Annotated in this window: 17 protein-coding genes and 2 pseudogenes; 6 read left to right on the forward strand and 13 right to left on the reverse strand. The window is 59.9% G+C overall.

Annotated elements, in window-relative coordinates:
* Nucleotides 1-3: 3 nt before the first annotated feature.
* Nucleotides 4-810 (forward strand): YfaP family protein, encoded by an 807-nt coding sequence (locus tag AAEZ09_RS10015; RefSeq protein WP_350599349.1) that lies wholly within the window; start codon nucleotides 4-6, stop codon nucleotides 808-810.
* 56 nt (nucleotides 811-866) lie between these two features.
* Here the strand turns inward: AAEZ09_RS10015 and AAEZ09_RS10020 are convergent.
* From AAEZ09_RS10020 to AAEZ09_RS10030, 3 genes and pseudogenes are all read right to left on the reverse strand, one after another.
* Nucleotides 867-1,172, reverse strand: a pseudogene (locus AAEZ09_RS10020) (DUF1016 N-terminal domain-containing protein); the annotation flags it as partial.
* Nucleotides 1,173-1,368: 196 nt separating this feature from the next.
* Nucleotides 1,369-2,442 carry a type II toxin-antitoxin system antitoxin DNA ADP-ribosyl glycohydrolase DarG gene (gene darG, locus AAEZ09_RS10025; RefSeq protein ID WP_350599352.1) on the reverse strand — a complete coding sequence of 358 codons (1,074 nt, stop codon included), beginning with the start codon at nucleotides 2,440-2,442 and terminating at the stop codon, nucleotides 1,369-1,371.
* A pseudogene (locus AAEZ09_RS10030) lies at nucleotides 2,439-2,618 on the reverse strand (DarT ssDNA thymidine ADP-ribosyltransferase family protein); the annotation flags it as partial. The pseudogene AAEZ09_RS10030 and the gene darG, both read right to left, overlap by 4 nt.
* Nucleotides 2,619-2,809: 191 nt before the next feature.
* On the opposite strand from AAEZ09_RS10030, the gene AAEZ09_RS10035 reads away from it, so the two are divergent.
* Nucleotides 2,810-3,430, forward strand: a complete 621-nt coding sequence (locus tag AAEZ09_RS10035) for a type I restriction-modification system subunit M N-terminal domain-containing protein (RefSeq protein WP_350599354.1) — start codon at nucleotides 2,810-2,812, stop codon at nucleotides 3,428-3,430.
* 68 nt (nucleotides 3,431-3,498) lie between these two features.
* Here AAEZ09_RS10035 and AAEZ09_RS10040 read toward each other — a convergent pair whose 3' ends face one another.
* The 9 genes from AAEZ09_RS10040 to exaC form a co-directional block, all read right to left on the reverse strand.
* Nucleotides 3,499-4,251 (reverse strand): S24 family peptidase, encoded by a 753-nt coding sequence (locus AAEZ09_RS10040; protein WP_350599356.1) that lies wholly within the window; start codon nucleotides 4,249-4,251, stop codon nucleotides 3,499-3,501.
* Between the two features lie 230 nt (nucleotides 4,252-4,481).
* Nucleotides 4,482-5,009 (reverse strand): inorganic diphosphatase, encoded by a 528-nt coding sequence (ppa, locus tag AAEZ09_RS10045; RefSeq protein WP_045061525.1) that lies wholly within the window; start codon nucleotides 5,007-5,009, stop codon nucleotides 4,482-4,484.
* Nucleotides 5,010-5,122: 113 nt separating this feature from the next.
* Nucleotides 5,123-5,935, reverse strand: coding sequence for a M90 family metallopeptidase (locus AAEZ09_RS10050; RefSeq protein WP_350599358.1), 813 nt, complete (start codon nucleotides 5,933-5,935; stop codon nucleotides 5,123-5,125).
* Between the two features lie 6 nt (nucleotides 5,936-5,941).
* Nucleotides 5,942-6,598 carry a DedA family protein gene (locus AAEZ09_RS10055; RefSeq protein ID WP_350599361.1) on the reverse strand — a complete coding sequence of 219 codons (657 nt, stop codon included), beginning with the start codon at nucleotides 6,596-6,598 and terminating at the stop codon, nucleotides 5,942-5,944.
* 345 nt (nucleotides 6,599-6,943) lie between these two features.
* Complete coding sequence (locus tag AAEZ09_RS10060) at nucleotides 6,944-7,402, reverse strand: GNAT family N-acetyltransferase (protein ID WP_045061522.1); 459 nt, start codon at nucleotides 7,400-7,402, stop codon at nucleotides 6,944-6,946.
* Between the two features lie 118 nt (nucleotides 7,403-7,520).
* Nucleotides 7,521-8,345 carry an ethanolamine ammonia-lyase subunit EutC gene (gene eutC / locus AAEZ09_RS10065; RefSeq protein WP_350599363.1) on the reverse strand — a complete coding sequence of 275 codons (825 nt, stop codon included), beginning with the start codon at nucleotides 8,343-8,345 and terminating at the stop codon, nucleotides 7,521-7,523.
* Nucleotides 8,346-8,353: 8 nt separating this feature from the next.
* Nucleotides 8,354-9,748, reverse strand: coding sequence for an ethanolamine ammonia-lyase subunit EutB (locus tag AAEZ09_RS10070; protein ID WP_350599365.1), 1,395 nt, complete (start codon nucleotides 9,746-9,748; stop codon nucleotides 8,354-8,356).
* Nucleotides 9,749-9,799: 51 nt separating this feature from the next.
* Nucleotides 9,800-11,251: an ethanolamine permease gene (eat, locus tag AAEZ09_RS10075; protein ID WP_045061519.1), complete on the reverse strand. Its 1,452-nt coding sequence runs from the start codon at nucleotides 11,249-11,251 to the stop codon at nucleotides 9,800-9,802.
* 148 nt (nucleotides 11,252-11,399) lie between these two features.
* The gene (gene exaC / locus AAEZ09_RS10080; protein WP_350599367.1) at nucleotides 11,400-12,920 is read right to left on the reverse strand and encodes an acetaldehyde dehydrogenase ExaC; all 1,521 of its coding nucleotides are present in this window, start codon (nucleotides 12,918-12,920) and stop codon (nucleotides 11,400-11,402) included.
* 366 nt (nucleotides 12,921-13,286) lie between these two features.
* Between exaC and AAEZ09_RS10085 the strand changes: the two genes are divergently transcribed.
* From AAEZ09_RS10085 to AAEZ09_RS10100, 4 genes are all read left to right on the forward strand, one after another.
* Nucleotides 13,287-15,203, forward strand: coding sequence for a sigma-54-dependent Fis family transcriptional regulator (locus AAEZ09_RS10085; RefSeq protein WP_350599370.1), 1,917 nt, complete (start codon nucleotides 13,287-13,289; stop codon nucleotides 15,201-15,203).
* Nucleotides 15,204-15,379: 176 nt separating this feature from the next.
* On the forward strand, nucleotides 15,380-16,729 hold the full coding sequence (mpl, locus tag AAEZ09_RS10090; protein ID WP_350599372.1) for a UDP-N-acetylmuramate:L-alanyl-gamma-D-glutamyl-meso-diaminopimelate ligase: 1,350 nt from the start codon (nucleotides 15,380-15,382) through the stop codon (nucleotides 16,727-16,729).
* Nucleotides 16,726-17,358: a flavin prenyltransferase UbiX gene (gene ubiX / locus AAEZ09_RS10095; protein ID WP_045061515.1), complete on the forward strand. Its 633-nt coding sequence runs from the start codon at nucleotides 16,726-16,728 to the stop codon at nucleotides 17,356-17,358. Before mpl ends, ubiX begins: the two co-directional genes overlap by 4 nt.
* Nucleotides 17,351-17,635 (forward strand): YceK/YidQ family lipoprotein, encoded by a 285-nt coding sequence (locus AAEZ09_RS10100; protein ID WP_350599374.1) that lies wholly within the window; start codon nucleotides 17,351-17,353, stop codon nucleotides 17,633-17,635. Before ubiX ends, AAEZ09_RS10100 begins: the two co-directional genes overlap by 8 nt.
* 52 nt (nucleotides 17,636-17,687) lie before the next feature.
* On the opposite strand, the gene AAEZ09_RS10105 is transcribed toward AAEZ09_RS10100, so the two are convergent.
* Nucleotides 17,688-18,329, reverse strand: a complete 642-nt coding sequence (locus tag AAEZ09_RS10105) for an oxidoreductase (protein ID WP_122838921.1) — start codon at nucleotides 18,327-18,329, stop codon at nucleotides 17,688-17,690.
* Between the last annotated feature and the right edge of the window lie 9 nt (nucleotides 18,330-18,338).

Raw genomic sequence — 18,338 nt, forward strand, 5'->3', positions numbered from 1 at the left:
GCCATGAAACTCCGTTATTCACCGATCATCCTGTTCCTCTGCCTGTTGCCGACATTTGTGGCGGCCCAGAGCGCCGTGAAACTCGACACCCCCGTCGGCGGCTGGCGCACCGGTGCGCCCGAGGGGGAGGGCGAGCGTTTCCGCCAGACCGTCAACTACCCGGCTTCGTCGGTCAACACGCCAGCCGGCCAGGCCAACACCGCCCGCATCAGCGGCCAGATCAAGGCCACCCCCAAATCCACCGAGCCAGGCCGCCTGATCGTCAACGGCGTCAGCATGCCCCTGAAGATCGACGACGCCGGCCGCTTCGATCGCCCGTTCTCATTCCCCAGCGGCAGCAACAGCGTCGAAGTCCGCAGCCCCGACGGCCAGCATCGCCACCGCACTCAATTCCTCAACACCAGCGGCGGCGCCACCCCGGCCAAGCTGCGGGTGCTGCTGGCATGGGACAGCGACAACACTGACCTGGACCTGCACCTCATCACCCCGGACGGCGCCCACATCTGGTACGGCGACCGCGCCGTCCCGAACGGCGCGGCGCTCGACGTCGACGTTACCACCGGCTACGGCCCGGAAATCTTCGCCATGCCGGCACCGATCAAGGGGCAATACCTGGTGTACGTGAATTACTTCGGCGGCGGGTACCGCAGCGATGACGAAGGCCAGGAAGATGCCGTGCAGCCGCTGACGACGGCGCAGGTGACGGTGATTACGGAGGAGGGCACGCCGAACGAGAAGATGGAGACGTTTGTAGTGCCGATGCGGGCGGTGGGGGAGTTGACGCTGGTTAAGGGGTTTAGTTATCCGTGAGGCTCGGATAGTGCAACCGCAGTGTTTACAGGCGTTTGCGCCTACCAAATATATAAGTCAAACGTCCGGCCCAGGAAGTCGAAACGGTAAGGGTTTTTCAGTGATTCGCGGGCAAGGTCGGATTGCGCTTGGCAATTTGTCCAGCAGGGCTACCTGGTGATACCAAGGCAATTGTGCAAGCCCCCCTTGCACAAATTCCGCGTCGGGATACGCCTCGGCAAGGCGCGCATGTATTCGAGATTACGTGAAGAAAACCCCTTCCTATCAAGAAAGGCTGCGCGCAAGTCGTGAGCCAAGCGGTCGACCACTTTGGTGCCCCAGCCCTGTTGCGGGCCCAATTGTGCAGCAGGCTGCTGCACAATTGATTAATCCGTGCCCATTTACTAGAGGCCTGAAAAATTGAGGCTTCGGGGCTACAGAATCAATGGATTAAGCTTTATTTGTAGCTCTTGGGCTACAACATGCCGTTCGCTGAGAGCTGGCCATGAGCGCACGGTTGAGGACATCCTCGCCGAACAGCGTTCCGCAGTTGCGGGCTCATGATCCTGGAAGTTCACGTCAGTGGGAAAAGCTACTGGAGGTCAGGCGTTTGAGTGCGATATCAAGTGCCGAGTCGTCGAACAGCCTAATTTTACGAGCGGCAGCACCGGCTCCGCCATCCCAATCCTTTAACGCTTCGCGCACAGCAGGAACTGTCGGGGATACTCCCTCCTGACTTAGCAGCCAATCGACTGTCGCCAGCAATTCCATGCCGAATGGCGACTCGAAGCCGTCGATCAACTTAGCAGTTTGCTCCAGGGCTTGGGAATATTCCTTGGCCTCGGTCTTGAGGTAGGTTTGCAAAAAGGCTTTGCGCTCTTGGTCAAACCAGATCACATCGCTGATACCCGCATCACTGATGCGCTTGTCGCAATGTAGATAGCTGCCATCCAGGTTATTGAGCAGATGCTCCAGCCGATTGGCATACGGTCCGTATTGATGAGCAACGAACTTAAGATCCAGCGGGTTTTTGGTGTCTGGCAGCTTCTCAATCGCACGCTCCAGAAACCAGGCCAGTTTCTGAATCTCAAGCAGGCTGCATTCCATACCTAAAACCCAGTAGCGGCGTACCAGTTCGGCGATGAGCGCGCGAGCAGGCGTCAGTTTTTCCACGCCGCTACGCTTGGCGACATTCAGATACTGATTTGAAGGCTCGAATACCAGAACATCGACATCCAGATCACTCAAGACATCAACAATCTGTTCGCGAACTTCTGGCCATTTCAAACCACCGTTACCGGCACCTAGCGGTGGAACAGCTATGGACCGCACGTCGTTTTCAATCAGGAAGCGACGTAGATCGTGTAAACCTTCTGTTATCCATGTCATCTGCGACGGCGATCGCCAGTGACGCTTGGTAGGGAAGTTTACGATCCAGCGAGGACCTTCGAGTTCATTGACTGCCGTTACATGAACCTTGCCCGTCTCTACCTCGCCAGCCTTGCAGGCGGCCGAATACAGACGGTAATTCTCCGCAAAGCGCTCTTTGAACATCAGCGCGATACCTTTGCCCATCACGCCTACGGTATTCACCGTGTTGACGAGGGCGTCGGTGTTGGCTTCCAAAAGGTTGCCTTGGGTAAATCTGATCATTGGAAATACCATCCCGGACGCGCATGAACAGACAACGTCAGGCCTCTAGCGGCCACGTCCTGCTCTATGCGTTCTTTCATTGCATCGGTGTAGCACATGATGCCAAGGAGTCCTGTAATCGGTAGGTGGTGGTGAATCAGCGCTTCGGCCTAATAACGCTCCATCTTTCGAGGGTCACATGATCCATCATCAGATGCACCAACCGCGTAGCCGCTGGCGCTGATAAAACGTAAGCCACTGTGTATAGAAAGGCCTTTGTCCTACAGAATATCCCTGCGCATTAAATTCCATCGTCTGACATACGCAAGCTTTGCTCTGGCGTTATCATCCTCCACTTTTTAGCGCCTGCTCTGCGGGCGCGTGAGCTATGGAGCAACACGCGGTGATCACCGGCGAACTCAAGAGCAAAATCGACGCTATCTGGAATGCTTTCTGGTCGGGGGGCATTTCCAACCCGATGGAGGTCATGGAACAGCTGACGTACCTGCTGTTCCTGCGTCGCCTGGATGAGTTGCACACCCTGGAAGAGAACAAAGCCAATCGCCTGAAGCAGCCGATCGAGCGGCAGATTTTCCCGCAAGGCCTGGACCCGCGTGGCTGCAATTACAACGACTATCGCTGGTCGCGCTTCAAGCATTTGGCCCCGGCGGCCATGTTTGAAGTGATTGCCGACCACGTGTTCCCGTTCCTGAAAACCATCGGCAGCGACGACTCCACCTACAGCCACCACATGCGCGATGCGCGCTTTACCATTCCCACGCCCGCGTTGCTGGCCAAAGTGGTGGACCTGCTCGACGGCATTCCGATGGACGACCGCGACACCAAGGGCGACGTCTACGAATACATGCTCGGCAAAATTGCCAGCGCCGGGCAGAACGGCCAGTTCCGTACGCCACGGCACATCATTCAGTTGATGGTTGAACTGACTGCGCCCAAGCCCAATGACGTGATCTGCGACCCTGATTTTTTTGGGCAATTCCCAGTGTGATGTGGCCGGTAGAGCGTTTCGGTGTGTAGCAGCTAACTGCGCAACTGCTATAGGTCAGGTCGTCAGGTTTACAGGAACGGCACGATCGGCCGGCGTTTGCTGAGGGTGGACCACCAGAAGACCCAGCCGAGCACGCGGATGTTTTGTTCTTCGATTTGCGCCGGGCGGAAGACTTCGTCGGGGTATTGGGCGTTGTTGTGGCTGCGCATACGGATGGCGTTGCCGGGTACGCGGTGCAGGTATTTGATCAGGAGCATGCCATCGTGTTCGACGGCGTAGATCTCGCCGTCGATGATTTGAGTGAGCCCGCGATCGATGGCGAGCAGGGAGCCGTCTTCGATTTTCTCGGCCATGCTGTTGCCCATCATTCGTGCGCAAATGGCGTCGGAATATTTGATTTCCAGGGAGTCGAGGTCGCAGCGGGACAGGCGGATGAAGTTCTCCGGGTCCTTGCCGACGTGGGTTTTGCTGGAGCCGGGTGTAATGGGCATTTCCTTGTAGAAGGGCACTTCGACATCCGTCGGCTCGATCACCTGGTAGGTGCCGCGGATGGCATGGGCGTCGAAGACGTTACCGGTGTTTTCGATCAGGCGCGTTTGCGTGGCGTCCTTGGGGCCTTCGCCGATTTTCAGCCAGGCGCTGTTGATGGACAGAATCCTGGCGACTTCTTCCATGCGGTACTCGGGCACGCCCCGGGTGTACCAGTTATGGACGTTTTGTGCATTGGGGATCTGCAGGAAGTCGGCGAATGCCGTCGTCGTGATGTTCGACTCCTTGAGGACTGCCTTGAATCGTTTGCCGCAGGTTTTGTTCTTTTTCATAAACGCGAGTTTAATGCGGCGGGCCAAGGCTTTGAATCAACGAGCCGTTCAAATATCGCCTGATTTTTGCCACTGGATGTAAGACGCTTTGTAGGAAAATTAAACAAAGAAAAACCAATTTGGCCTGCTGTTAAACACATCGTTTAAGGCGCTTTTTCAGCGCCCACAAAAAACCCCGGATCTCCGGGGTTTTTCTTGAAGCTGCAAGCTTGAGGCTTGAAGCGGCTTCTTTAGCCTTTATAGGCCGCAACCGACTTCATGATCTCGGTGCGCGCTGCTTCTGCGTCGCCCCAACCTTCGATCTTCACCCATTTGCCTTTTTCGAGGTCTTTGTAGTTCTCGAAGAAGTGCTTGATCTGTTCCAGCAGCAGGGCTGGCAGATCGGTGTATTCCTTCACGTCGACGTACAGCTGGGACAGCTTGTCGTGTGGGACTGCGATGACTTTGGCATCGCCGCCGCCGTCGTCGGTCATGTGCAGGATGCCGACCGGACGAGCGCGGATCACCGAGCCTGGAGCGACCGGGTAAGGGGTCACGACCAGCACGTCGAGGGGATCACCGTCGTCAGCCAGGGTGTTCGGGATGAAACCGTAGTTGGCCGGGTAGAACATCGGGGTGGCCATGAAACGGTCAACGAACAGGCAATCGCTGTCTTTGTCGATTTCGTACTTGATCGGCGCGTGGTTGGCCGGAATCTCGATCGCGACGTAGATGTCGTTCGGCAGGTCTTTGCCAGCCGGAATCTTGCTGTAGCTCATTGGGCGGTGCCCCCGTTAGTTGACCAAAAACACTTGGCCGGATTGACCAAAAAGTGGCGGCGATTATAGGCATATTCCGCCGTCGATGCCACGTACCAAGGGTCGTAGAGACCTTAGTCGTGTGCCTGATAGACCGGGTCTTCGGCTTGAAGTTGCCGCAGCCGGGCGAGCGGGTCCTGCCGGTAAAACAGCTTCAGCTGCTCGTAGACCTGAGGATACGCCTCGTGCAGCAAATCCGGGGCGCTGAAGAAGTATTCGCTGGTGACGGCAAAAAACTCCGCAGGATTCTCTGCGGCGTACGGGTCAATGGCGGTCTGGGCGTCGGGATCGTGGTCCAGTTGCCGGTCGAGGTCGTCGTACGCCTGCTGCATGACCCGGGCCCAGTCGCTGACCCGCATGTCGGCATGCAGCGGCGGCAGGCCGTTGGCGTCGCCGTTGAGCATGTCGAGTTTGTGCGCGAGCTCGTGGATGACCAGGTTGTAGCCTTCCCAGCCGCCGCTGGCCATCACGCCCGGCCAGGCGAGGATGATCGGGCCTTGCTGCCAGGCTTCACCGCTGTGTTCGCCATCCCACTCATGCTCGACGCCGCTCGCGTCGCGATGGCGCTGTGGGCTGAGGAAGTCATCCGGGTAGAGAACGATTTCGTGAAAACCCTGATACCAGTTCAGCTCGCCCAAGTGCATCAGTGGCAATTGCGCCTGGACGGCCAGCAGCAGGCGCTGTTCCTGGTGCAGTTCGACGCCGGGCAGGGCGGTCAGGTGTTTATCGTCGAGGAACAGCACGCTGGCTTCACGCAACCACTGGTCTTCCTCGGCGCTGATGCCGTCGAGGAAGCTCAAATGATGGCGCACCCGTTGCCACAGGTCGTCGGCAATCGGGTGTTTGGCCAGGATGCGCTGGCGCCGCCAGGCGCTCAGGGACCACATGGCCGGTCAGTGTTGGGCGGTTTTGGAGCTGGAGCCGCCCATGCGGCTGCGCACGATGCCGATGATCATCGGAATCAGCGACAGCAGGATGATGCCGACCACCAGCAACGACAGGTTGCTCTTGATGAACGGTACGTTGCCGAAGAAGTAGCCCAGCGTCACCAGCCCGCCGACCCAGAGGATGGTGCCCAGTACGCTGAAAAAGAAGAAGCGCGGGTAAGGCATCCGGGCAACGCCGGCGACGAACGGTGCGAAGGTGCGGATGATCGGCAGGAAGCGCGCCAGGGTCACCGTTTTGCCACCGTGCTTGTCGTAGAAGTCGTGGGTCTGCTGCAGGTAGTCGCGACGGAAGATCTTCGAGTTCGGGTTGCTGAACAAGCGCTCGCCCGCCGTTCGTCCGATCACGTAGTTGGTGCTGTCGCCGAGTATGGCCGCCAGCATCAACAAGCCTCCCAGCAGTACCGGGTCCATGCCACCACCGGCGGCTACGGCACCGGCGATGAACAACAGGGAATCGCCCGGCAGGAAGGGCATGACCACCAGGCCGGTCTCGCAGAAGATCACCAGGAACAGAATGGCGTAGATCCATGGCCCGTAGTTGTTGACCAGCAAATCGAGGTAGACGTCGAGATGCAGGATAAGGTCGAGCGGGTTGAAATCCATGGAAAGCACCTGTGGTGACGGCCCGACTCAGCAAGCCTGTGCGAATGACTGTGCGAAAAGGCCTACAGGGGGATGTAGTTTTTCTTACGAGCCGAAAAGGTCGGCATTATACGAGCTGACAACTGAAAAGCCCGTTGAGTTTGTAGCGGGGGATGTCGGGGAGACCGGCGGTGTATTCGGCAGGGTTTTGTGTGGGCTGCTCGCGATCTGGTGTGTGATGCAGCAACTGAGGTGAATGTGCCACCGCTATCGCGAGCAAGCTTTGCTCCCACAGTAGAAGGTGAGCTTTGCTCCCACAGTAGAGGGTGAGCTTGCACCCTCAGTCGCGAGCTCCGGGTGTACCGCTCAGAGTTCGTCGCTGATCGGTAGCACGTAGTTCTTGAACTCGGTGTCTTCCTTGAAGCCGATGGACTCGTAGGTTTTCTGCGCGACTTCGTTATCACTGCTGGTGGAAACGCGCATGCGCACGGCGTTGGTGTCCTTGGCCATCTTCTTCGCAGTGCGGATCAGATTGTCGGCCACCAGTTGGCGCCGGGCATCTTCGGCGACGTAGATGTCGTTAAGGATCCACACGCGTTTGAGCGACAGCGAAGAAAAGCTTGGGTACAGCTGGCAAAAGCCCATCAGCTTGCTGTCGTCATCGGAAACCGCCAGGTAAATCACCGACTCCTTGCGACGCAGGCGTTTTTCGAGGAACGCCCGGGATGAGTCCGGATAAGGCAGGGAGCCATAGAACTCGCGGTATTTGACGAATAACGGGGTCAGCATGTCCAGGTGTTCGAGGGTCGCTTGAATAATCCGCATCGATAGGTCTCGTCTTCAAGTGGCTGTCTTCACGTGCTCTGACGGCGAACGGTTCTCACTCGGCAGCCGTGCGTCGATCCTGCCTGAAACCGCAGGCCAAACGCAATGCGGAAACGGTTCAGGCTTCTGGTGGGCTGAGCAGGAAGTTGCCTTTCATCTCAACGTCCGGGTCCGCTTCGAGGGTTTGCACCTGGGCCTCATCCTTCAGATTGACCCCGGATAACTGCCGCCGACAGGCCTCGCGCATCAGGTACAGCAAGCGATGGGCCGCCATGCCGTAGCTCAAGCCCTCGAGACGAACGTTGGAAATACAGTTGCGGTAGGCATCGGTCAGTCCGACCTTGGGGTTGTAGGTGAAGTACAGCCCCAGGCTGTCCGGCGAGCTGAGGCCGGGGCGTTCGCCAATCAGGATGACCACCATCTTTGCACCCAGCAGCTCGCCGATTTCGTCCCCTACGGCGACTCGACCCTGTTCCACCAGGATCACCGGCGACACTGACCATCCTTCGGCCTGGATCTGCTCTTCCATGCGTTCCAGGAAAGGCAGGGTGTGCCGATGCACGGCCAGCGCCGACAGACCGTCAGCCACCACGATGACCAGGTCCACGCCGCCGGGGTTGGCTTGTGCGTGTTGGCGCAGGGTCTGGGCCGACTCGTCGCTCAATTTCCGGCCAAGATCAGGGCGTTGCAGATAGCTGTGGCGATCGGTGGCGGCACTGCGCAGCAGCAGGCTTTGACGTGCGCGTTGATCGAGTTGTGCACTGATAGCGGCGTGATCAAACGGCAGATGCACCGCGTCCCGCGCCTGGGCGTGGGCCAGCTGGAAGTCCAGCTGGGCACGGGTGGGCATGCTGGTGCCGGTTCGTCCGAGGGCGATCCGCGCCGGCGTCAGGCGGCGCAGTTCCAGCCAGGGGTTTTGCGGATCAACAGGTGGTTTGTCCATATCAACATTCATCCCAATTGCGCCAAGGCCTGGCGGAAAGCCGGGGGCAGGTTGTTGCCGAAGAGGACCTTGCCGTCCGCCTGGGTGAAGATGCCCATCCTGGCCAGCCACTGTTCGAATTCCGGCGCGGGTTTCAGGCCCAGGGTCTGCCGGGCATAGAGCGCGTCATGGAACGAGGTGGTCTGGTAGTTGAGCATGATGTCGTCGGAGCCGGGGATGCCCATGATGAAATTGATCCCGGCAACACCCAGCAAGGTCAGCAGGGTGTCCATGTCGTCCTGGTCGGCTTCGGCGTGGTTGGTGTAGCAGATGTCGCAGCCCATGGGCACGCCCAGCAGCTTGCCGCAGAAGTGATCCTCGAGGCCGGCGCGGATGATTTGCTTGCCGTTGTACAGGTATTCGGGGCCGATAAACCCGACCACCGTGTTCACCAGGAACGGTTTGAAATGTCGCGCAACGGCGTAGGCCCGGGTTTCACAGGTCTGTTGATCGACCCCGTGGTGGGCGTTGGCGGACAACGCGCTGCCCTGGCCGGTCTCGAAATACATCAGGTTCTGCCCCAGAGTGCCGCGATTCAGGCTTAGCCCGGCGTCGTAGCCTTCCTGCAGGACATTGAGGTTGATACCGAAACTGGCATTGGCCGCTTCGGTGCCGGCGATGGACTGGAACACCAGGTCCAGGGGAACGCCGCGATTGACCGCTTCGATGGAGGTGGTGACATGGGTCAGCACACAGGCCTGGGTCGGGATGTCATAGCGCTGGATGATGGCATCGAGCATTTCCAGCATCGCGCAGATGGAGGCGATGCTGTCGGTGGCCGGGTTGATCCCGATCATGGCATCGCCGTTGCCATACAGCAGGCCATCGAGAATGCTCGCGGCAATGCCGGCGGGTTCGTCGGTGGGGTGATTGGGCTGCAAGCGCGTGGAGAGCCGGCCGCGCAAGCCCATCGTGCCGCGGAACCGGGTGACCACGCGGATCTTCTGCGCGACCAGCACCAGGTCCTGTACGCGCATGATCTTCGACACGGCGGCGACCATTTCCGGGATCAGGCCCGGTGCGAGGGCGCGCAGGCTCTGTTCGTCGGCATGGTCGCTGAGCAACCAGTCGCGAAAACCGCCGACGGTCAAGTGGCTGACTACCGCGAAGGCCTGCTTGTCATGGGTGTCGATGATCAGCCGGGTGACTTCATCGGCTTCGTAGGGGATCAGTACTTCCTGCAGGAAGTGGGTCAGCGGGATGTCGGCCAGCGCCATTTGCGCGGCCACCCGCTCGCCGTCGTTGAGCGCGGCAACGCCGGCCAGGAAGTCCCCGGAGCGTGCCGGGCTGGCCTTGGCCATGACGTCCTTGAGGCTGTCGAACCGATAGACCTGGGCGCCGACGGTGTGAGCAAAACTAGCCATACAGATTCTCCGTGACGGCGCAGGCCGGGCCTGCGCCGTGGTTTGCGGCGGTCAGTGCAAGGCTTTTTCAGCGGCCTGAATCGCCGCGAACTCTTCTTCGGGCGTGCCTGCTACCAAGTGATGCCGACTGTAGAACGCAAAGTAAGCAATTAATACTCCATAGATGATCGCTGCGCCGATGACCACCCGCGGATCCACCAGGAAGCCCGCCACTACCGCGATGCAGGCCAGTACCAGGGCCACGCCGGAGGTGAAGATGCCGCCCGGCGTACGGTATGGCCGATCCATTTTGGGGCGACGAATGCGCAGGGTGATGTGGGCGGCCATCATCAGGACGTAGGAAATGGTCGCGCCGAACACTGCCACGAGGATGAGCAGGTCACCCTGGCCGGTCAGCGACAGGCCAAAACCGATAATCCCTGGAATGATCAGCGCCAGCACCGGTGCTTTGCTTTTATTGGTTTCAGACAGTTTGCGCGGCAGGTAGCCGGCGCGGGACAGGGCGAAAATCTGCCGCGAATAGGCATAGATGATCGAGAAAAAGCTGGCGATCAGGCCTGCAAGGCCCACCAGGTTTACGAAGCCACCCATCCAGGTTGAACCGCCATACGCCTTGCTCAAGGCTTCGACCAGCGGGTTGCCCGAGGTCAGCAGCGCGTTGGCACCTGCACCACCGGGCCCGATGACCAGGATCAGCAGGGCAAAGCTCACCAGCACCAGCATCGCGCCGATCAGGCCGCGGGGCAGGTCGCGTTTCGGGTTCTTGGTTTCTTCTGCCGCCAGCGGCACACCTTCGACCGCGAGGAAGAACCAGATCGCGTAGGGAATCGCGGCCCACACGCCGACGTAACCAAAGGGCAGGAAGCTGCTCGCGCCCTTGGCGTCCGTTACGGGAATGTCCAGCAGATTGGCGACGTTGAAGTGCGGCACCATCGCCACCAGAAACACGCCCAGGGCCAGCGCGGCAACGGCGGTGATGATAAACATCAGCTTCAGGGCCTCACCGACACCGAAGATGTGGATGGCGATGAAGATGATGTAGAACGCCAGGTAGATCATCCAGCCGCCAATGCCGAACAATGACTCACAGTAGGCGCCGATAAACACCGCGATCGCTGCGGGTGCGATGGCGTACTCGATCAGAATCGCTGTCCCGGTCAGGAATCCGCCCCAGGGGCCGAATGCGCTGCGGGCAAAACCGTAACCGCCACCAGCGGTAGGAATCATGGAAGACAGTTCGGCCAGTGAAAAGCACATGCACAGGTACATGGTGGCCATCAGCAATGTGGCGAGGAACATGCCACCCCAGCCACCTTGGGCGAGGCCGAAGTTCCACCCGGCGTAATCGCCGGAAATGACGTAGGCCACGCCGAGGCCGACCAGCAGGACCCAGCCGGCGGCGCCTTTTTTCAGTTCACGTTGCTGGAAGTATTGCGAGTCGACTTTTTCAAAGTCCACGGAAGAGCCGGTCGCCGGGACGCCCGAAGGGGATTCGCTAGGCATAGGGTTCACCATTCTTATTGTTTTGGGTGGGCCATGTGGGGTGTGAGCCTGCTCGCGATCGTGGTGGATCATTCAACTGATGCGTTGAAAGGGTGAACCGCTATCGCGAGCAGGCTCGCTCCCACAGGGGGAGCAAGTGCTGCGAGTTTTAGAAGAAGCCCAGCGGATTGATGTCGTAGCTCACCAGCAGGTTTTTGGTCTGCTGATAATGGTCGAGCATCATTTTGTGGGTTTCACGACCGACGCCGGATTTTTTGTAACCGCCGAACGCGGCGTGCGCCGGGTACAGGTGGTAGCAGTTGGTCCATACGCGACCGGCCTTGATGGCGCGGCCCATGCGGTAGGCGCGGTTGATGTCGCGGGTCCAGAGGCCCGCACCCAGGCCGAACTCGGTGTCGTTGGCGATGGCCAGGGCTTCGGCTTCGTCCTTGAAGGTGGTGATGCTCACCACCGGGCCAAAGATTTCTTCCTGGAACACGCGCATTTTGTTGGTGCCCTTGAGCAGGGTCGGCTGGATGTAATACCCGGTCGCCAGGTTGCCCTCGAGTTTTTCCACCTTGCCGCCAGTCAGCAGCTCCGCGCCTTCGCCCTTGGCAATTTCCAGGTACGAAAGAATCTTGTCGAACTGCTGCTCGGACGCCTGGGCGCCGACCATGGTGTCGGTGTCCAGCGGGTCGCCACGCTTGATCTGCAGGACTTTTTTCATCACCACTTTCATGAAGTCGTCGTAGATCGACTCCTGTACCAGTGCGCGGGACGGGCAGGTGCAGACTTCGCCCTGGTTGAAAAACGCCAGCACCAGGCCTTCAGCGGCCTTCTCAATGAAGGTTTCTTCGGCGTCCATGATGTCGGCGAAGAAGATGTTCGGCGACTTGCCACCCAGTTCCACGGTGGACGGGATGATATTTTCGGCGGCGCATTTCATGATGTGCGAGCCCACCGGGGTCGAGCCGGTGAACGCGATCTTGGCGATGCGTTTGCTGGTGGCGAGCGCTTCGCCGGCTTCTTTGCCGAAACCCTGGACCACGTTCAACACGCCGGGCGGCAGCAGGTCGCCGATCAGCTCCATCAGCACGGTGATGCCCAGTGGCGTCTGCTCGGCTGGCTTGAGCACTACGCAATTACCGGCGGCCAGCGCCGGGGCGAGTTTCCAGGCGGCCATCAGGATCGGGAAGTTCCACGGGATGATCTGCCCGACCACGCCCAGGGGCTCATGGATGTGATAGGCCACAGTGTTGCCATCGATCTCGGCAGCGCTGCCTTCCTGGGCGCGCAGGCAACCGGCGAAGTAGCGGAAATGGTCGGCCGCCAGCGGAATGTCCGCATTCAGGGTTTCGCGCACGGCCTTGCCGTTGTCCCACGACTCGGTGATCGCCAGGACTTCCAGGTTCTGCTCGATACGATCGGCAATTTTCAGCAGTACCAGCGAACGGGCCTGGGCAGAAGTGCTGCCCCAGGCGTCAGCGGCGGCGTGTGCAGCGTCCAGCGCCTTGTCGATATCTTCGGCGGTGGAACGCGGGAATTCGGCGATGGGTTGGCCATTGACTGGCGAGGTATTGGTGAAGTACTGACCTTTGACAGGCGCGACGAACTCGCCGCCGATGTAGTTACCGTATTTGCTTTTGAACGAAACGATAGCGCCTTTAGTACCGGGGTGAGCGTAACGCATGATGGTTCTCCTTGGCTTTTATGCTTATTGAGGGAGTGGCGCATGTGCGCTTGCCATAAGCGTAGAGCAAAGGTTGGGCCACTGCCTTGCAAGGCAGGGGAATCAAGGGGTTGCGCGGTTTTTCTCGGACGGGTGGGCAGGCGCTGTGACGGTATCGGTACGGCGTGGGTGACAGTTTGTACCGAATTTGCCACACCTTGTTACTGGGCAGTCTTGCCAGCATTGCAATGCGCGGGAGCCTGGAGGATGCTCAGTGGGCGTGATGGACCGCGTAGGACCTGCCGAAGGCTGCGATCCATCAAGATCAAAAGATCGCAGCCTTCGGCAGCTCCTACGGGGGAGGACCTCTCGGGAGAATAATAAGAGATGCAAGACAACCATTTGAGCCGTCATGCCCAGCAGGTCATGACCGTCACCCAGGGCAAATCACACCTGCAGGGTCCTGGCAGTGATCCGTCCATCGCCCGTTCGTGGCTGCGTTGTCTTGAGGATTATCACCTTGACCCTTCCCTGACGATGGCGCCCACGGTGCTGGAGCACGGCCGCGTGCTGGAAAGTCGCGAGCGCTTGCAGCAAGTGCTGCATATCGCCGGTACTGAAATGACCAGCCTGCACCAGCAATTGTCTGGCGCCGGTCATGCCGTGCTGCTGACCGATGCCCGGGGGGTGATTCTCAACTGTGTCACGGCGCCTGCCGAACGCAAGATCTTCGAGCGTGCCGGCCTCTGGCTGGGCGCCGACTGGAGCGAAGCGTGCGAAGGCACCAATGGCATCGGCACCTGCCTGGTGGAGCGTCAGTCGCTGACCATCCACCAGGATGAACATTTTCGCGGGCGTCACACCGGCCTGACCTGTTCGGCAAGCCCCGTGTTCGACCCGCATGGCGAGCTGCTGGCGGTGCTCGACGTGTCCTCGGCGCGCCACGATGTATCGCGCCAGAGCCAGTTCCACACCATGGCCCTGGTCAACCTCTCGGCGAAGATGATCGAGAGCTGTTACTTCCTGCGCTATTTCGACAATCAATGGCTGCTGCGCTTTCACCTGCAAGCCGAATCCGTCGGGCTGTTCAGCGAGGGCTTGCTGGCATTTGACGGGGAAGGGCGGATCAGCGCCGTCAACCAGAGCGCCCTGAATCTGTTGGGGCACATTCGCGGCGGGCTGCTGGGCAAGCCCGTCGAGGCATTTTTCGACTGTTCGCTGGACGAGTTGCTCGGTCGTGCAAGTATCAATGCCAGCGCCAGCTGGCCTCTTCGCACCCGTGACGGGCGCAACCTGTTTGCCTTGTTGCGCGGGCAGTCGCGCAGTATGGCGGCACCACTGGTAAATCACCCGATAGCGCCGCAACAATCGCGTCCTGCCGGCATTTGCCTGGGTGATACGTCGCTGCAGGAGGATTTTCGCAAGTCCTTGCGAGTCTTCGAGCGTGACGTGCCGCTGTTGATCAACGGCGAGACGGGCTCGGGCAAGGAGGCCTTTGCCAAAGCCGTGCACAACGCCAGCCAGCGCTGTGAAAAAGCATTTGTCGCGCTCAATTGTGCGGCCATCCCCGAAAGCCTGATCGAAAGTGAATTGTTCGGCTATCGCGGCGGCAGTTTCACCGGGGCACGCAAGGAAGGCATGCGAGGCAAACTGCAGCAAGCGGATGGCGGCACCCTGTTCCTGGATGAGATCGGTGACATGCCCCTGGCATTGCAAACCCGCCTGCTCAGGGTGCTGGAAGATCGCCAGGTGGTGCCGATCGGCGGTGAACCGGAGGCGGTGGATGTACGCATCATCAGTGCGACTCACCGTAACTTGCTGGGGCGGGTGCAGGACGGCAGTTTCCGCGAAGACTTGTATTACCGGCTCAATGGACTCGAAGTGGCCTTGCCGGCGCTGCGCGAGCGCACTGACAAATCGCAGTTGCTCGATTTCCTGCTGGCCGAGGAGGCCGGCTCGGATACTGTGCTGATTGAAGAGCCTGCGCGCCAGGCGCTGCTCGGGTTTGCCTGGCCGGGTAATGTGCGCCAACTGCGCAATGTGCTGCGCACTTTGGCGGCGTTGTGCGACGGCGGGCGGATCGGTCTTGCGGACTTGCCGGCAATGATTCGCCAGGCGCTGCCGCAAACGGATATCGCCCCCGTACCCTCGGAGCATCCGCTGGAGGATGCCGAGCGGTTGGCCTTGCTCAATGCGCTGGAGCAAACGCGCTGGCACATGACTCACACGGCCGAGCAACTGGGTGTCAGCCGAAATACCCTGTATCGCAAACTTCGCAAGCACGGCCTAAGCCGATCCCTGTAGGAGCGAGCTTGCTCGCGAAAAACCTGAGAACAATGTGCTCATTCAGAATACACGCGTCATCGTTGACGTTTTTCGCGAGCAAGCTCGCTCCTATAGGGTAGGCGGTGATCTTGAAACACAGGGTGCGAATTTTGCCTCCCTAGGCTAACCTGCGGCCATGTTTTACGAGGTCGACTATGCACATTCATATTCTTGGTATCTGCGGCACTTTCATGGGTTCGATGGCGGTCCTGGCCAAAGAGCTGGGCCATCGCGTCACGGGCTCCGATGCCAACGTCTACCCGCCAATGAGCACTCAGCTTGAAGCTCAGGGCATTGAGTTGACCCAGGGTTACGATCCCGCGCAACTGGACCCGGCGCCGGATCTGGTGGTGATTGGCAACGCCATGTCCCGCGGTAACCCGGCAGTCGAATACGTCCTGAACAAAGGCCTGCCGTATGTCTCCGGCCCGCAGTGGCTGGCGGACCATGTGCTGCAAGGCCGCTGGGTGCTGGCTGTCGCCGGGACCCATGGCAAGACCACCACCAGCAGCATGCTCGCCTGGGTGCTGGAACACGCGGGCATGAGCCCGGGTTTCCTGATCGGCGGCGTGCCGCAGAATTTCTCGGTGTCGGCGCGTCTGGGTGATACGCCGTTCTTCGTCATCGAAGCAGACGAATATGACAGTGCCTTTTTCGACAAGCGCTCCAAATTCGTTCATTACCGTCCGCGCACCGCGATCCTGAATAACCTTGAGTTCGATCATGCGGACATCTTCCCGGATCTGCCGGCTATCGAACGCCAGTTTCACCATTTGGTCCGAACCATCCCGAGTGAAGGCCTGGTGATCCATCCGACTACCGAGCCTGCCCTGCACCGGGTGATCGACATGGGTTGCTGGACGCCTGTGCAGACCACCGGTGCCGGCGGCCAGTGGCAGGCCAGGCTGCTCAGCGAAGACGGCTCGAAATTCGAAGTGATGTTCGAAGACCAGGTCCAGGGTGTGGTGGAGTGGGACATGACCGGTCAGCACAACGTTGCCAATGCCTTGGCAACCTTGGCGGCGGCGCGACATGTCGGCGTGTTGCCGTCCATGGGCATCGCAGCCCTGAGCGCCTTCAAAAGCGTGAAGCGGCGGATGGAGAAAGTGGCGCAAGTTCGCGGCATCACCATCTATGACGACTTCGCTCACCACCCGACGGCTATCGCCACGACGCTCGACGGCCTGCGCAAGCGCATCGGCGACGCGCCGCTGATTGCGATCATCGAACCGCGTTCCAACTCCATGAAACTTGGCGCACACCGTGATGGCCTGCCGGAAAGCGTGGTCGATGCCGACCAGGTGATCTGGTATGCCCCCGCCAATCTTGGCTGGGACCTGGGCGCCACTGCCGCGCTGTGCACGGTCCCGTCGATTGTCAGTGATTCCCTGGAAGGCATCATCGAGCGCGTGAAAAGCCAGGCCCAGCCCGGCACTCACGTGGTGATCATGAGCAACGGCGGCTTCGGCGGCCTGCACGGCAAACTCGCCGAGGCGCTGCAATGAACAACGGTCCGGAACGCATCACGCTGGCGATGACCGGCGCTTCGGGCGCCCAATACGGCTTGCGCCTGCTGGACTGCCTGGTGCGCGAAGACCGCGAGGTGCACTTTCTGATCTCGAAGGCGGCGCAATTGGTGATGGCCACCGAGACTGACGTTTCGCTGCCGCCGAAAACACAGATGATGCAGGCGTTCCTGACCGAATACACCGGCGCTGCCGCCGGGCAGATTCGCGTCTATGGCAAGGAAGACTGGATGTCGCCGGTGGCTTCGGGCTCCGGTGCTCCGGCGGCGATGGTGGTGGTGCCCTGTTCCACCGGGACTCTGTCGGCCATCGCCACCGGGGCCTGCAACAACCTGATCGAACGCGCTGCGGACGTGACCTTGAAAGAGCGTCGCCAGCTGATCCTGGTGCCCCGTGAAGCGCCTTATTCGAGCATTCATCTGGAGCACATGCTCAAGCTGTCTAACATGGGCGTGACCATTCTGCCGGCATCGCCGGGCTTCTATCATCAGCCGCAGACGATTGATGACCTGATCGATTTTGTCGTGGCCCGGATTCTCAACCTGCTGAACATTCCCCAGGACATGCTGCCGCGTTGGGGCGAACATCACCTGACCAGCGATGAATAAGCTGCTGGTGATCGTCCTTGCGCTGCAACTGGCCGGCTGCGCTACCGCACGCACGCTGGATGCTGCCAAGCCCGGGGCCCCCGTGGTTTATTCGGGGACTCGTCTGGATTTGTATGCCTTGAACGGAGGGTGCTGCGCCATGGATCGCTTTGGGGCTGAGGCTCCGAGTTATCCAGGGTTGGACCTGCCGGCGAGTGCGTTGCTGGATACGCTGTTGTTGCCGTTGTCGTTGTTGACGGTGATTGGCGTGGGGTTTCAGGCGACTGGGGGATTGTGAAAGTCAAAAGATCGTCCGATCGCGGCCCGAGCGATCGGACGATCTTTTGATCTTATTTACCTAACTTACGCAATTCATCCGACTCAACCACCCGAACCCCATCCTGCTCCTCCAGCGCCAGTCGCCACATCGCCCGTGCCAGTTGGCAGGCTTCGATCCCGTGGTACTTGCCCGGAATCAACCGGGATAACGGCCCGGCGACTTTCTCAGCCAGGCGTGGCTCAACTCGATCACCCAGCAGCAGAGAAGGGCGGCAGATGGTCAATTGCGGCCAGTCCTGCGCGCGCAAGGCTTGTTCCATCTCGCCTTTGACCCGGTTATAGAACACCGACGACTTCGGATCCGCCCCCAGCGCGCTGACCACTATCAGGTGCCGAGCGCCCATTTCCCGTGCGCGTTTGGCGAATGCCACCACCATGTCCAGGTCCACGGCGCGGAACGCCTGTTCCGAGCCGGCCTGCTTGATGGTGGTGCCGAGGCAGCAGTAGGCAATGTCCACGCGGCCGTTGAGTTGCGGCAGAAACACCGCCGGGTCGCCGACAGGGTTTTCCAGGTGGGGGTGCTCGGCCAATGGCCGGCGTGAGGGCGCCAATACCCGGGTAATCGTGGGTTCATTAAGCAGGCGGTCAAGCAAGTGTTCACCGGTCAAACCGGTAGCTCCGGCAAGCAATACGTGCTGAGGCGTCAAGTACATAGTGTTTCT

The organism is Pseudomonas sp. 65/3-MNA-CIBAN-0223, assembly GCF_040310425.1.
GTDB lineage: Bacteria > Pseudomonadota > Gammaproteobacteria > Pseudomonadales > Pseudomonadaceae > Aquipseudomonas > Aquipseudomonas gregormendelii.

Excerpts from the sequence above, each read along its gene's own strand:
- AAEZ09_RS10015 (WP_350599349.1), top strand. The coding sequence starts at position 4 with ATGAAACTCCGTTATTCACCGATCATCCTGTTCCTCTGCCTGTTGCCG.
- darG (WP_350599352.1), bottom strand. The coding sequence starts at position 2,442 with ATGATCAGATTTACCCAAGGCAACCTTTTGGAAGCCAACACCGACGCC.
- AAEZ09_RS10035 (WP_350599354.1), top strand. The coding sequence starts at position 2,810 with ATGGAGCAACACGCGGTGATCACCGGCGAACTCAAGAGCAAAATCGAC.
- AAEZ09_RS10040 (WP_350599356.1), bottom strand. The coding sequence starts at position 4,251 with ATGAAAAAGAACAAAACCTGCGGCAAACGATTCAAGGCAGTCCTCAAG.
- ppa (WP_045061525.1), bottom strand. The coding sequence starts at position 5,009 with ATGAGCTACAGCAAGATTCCGGCTGGCAAAGACCTGCCGAACGACATC.
- AAEZ09_RS10050 (WP_350599358.1), bottom strand. The coding sequence starts at position 5,935 with ATGTGGTCCCTGAGCGCCTGGCGGCGCCAGCGCATCCTGGCCAAACAC.
- AAEZ09_RS10055 (WP_350599361.1), bottom strand. The coding sequence starts at position 6,598 with ATGGATTTCAACCCGCTCGACCTTATCCTGCATCTCGACGTCTACCTC.
- AAEZ09_RS10060 (WP_045061522.1), bottom strand. The coding sequence starts at position 7,402 with ATGCGGATTATTCAAGCGACCCTCGAACACCTGGACATGCTGACCCCG.
- eutC (WP_350599363.1), bottom strand. The coding sequence starts at position 8,345 with ATGGACAAACCACCTGTTGATCCGCAAAACCCCTGGCTGGAACTGCGC.
- AAEZ09_RS10070 (WP_350599365.1), bottom strand. The coding sequence starts at position 9,748 with ATGGCTAGTTTTGCTCACACCGTCGGCGCCCAGGTCTATCGGTTCGAC.
- eat (WP_045061519.1), bottom strand. The coding sequence starts at position 11,251 with ATGCCTAGCGAATCCCCTTCGGGCGTCCCGGCGACCGGCTCTTCCGTG.
- exaC (WP_350599367.1), bottom strand. The coding sequence starts at position 12,920 with ATGCGTTACGCTCACCCCGGTACTAAAGGCGCTATCGTTTCGTTCAAA.
- AAEZ09_RS10085 (WP_350599370.1), top strand. The coding sequence starts at position 13,287 with ATGCAAGACAACCATTTGAGCCGTCATGCCCAGCAGGTCATGACCGTC.
- mpl (WP_350599372.1), top strand. The coding sequence starts at position 15,380 with ATGCACATTCATATTCTTGGTATCTGCGGCACTTTCATGGGTTCGATG.
- ubiX (WP_045061515.1), top strand. The coding sequence starts at position 16,726 with ATGAACAACGGTCCGGAACGCATCACGCTGGCGATGACCGGCGCTTCG.
- AAEZ09_RS10100 (WP_350599374.1), top strand. The coding sequence starts at position 17,351 with ATGAATAAGCTGCTGGTGATCGTCCTTGCGCTGCAACTGGCCGGCTGC.
- AAEZ09_RS10105 (WP_122838921.1), bottom strand. The coding sequence starts at position 18,329 with ATGTACTTGACGCCTCAGCACGTATTGCTTGCCGGAGCTACCGGTTTG.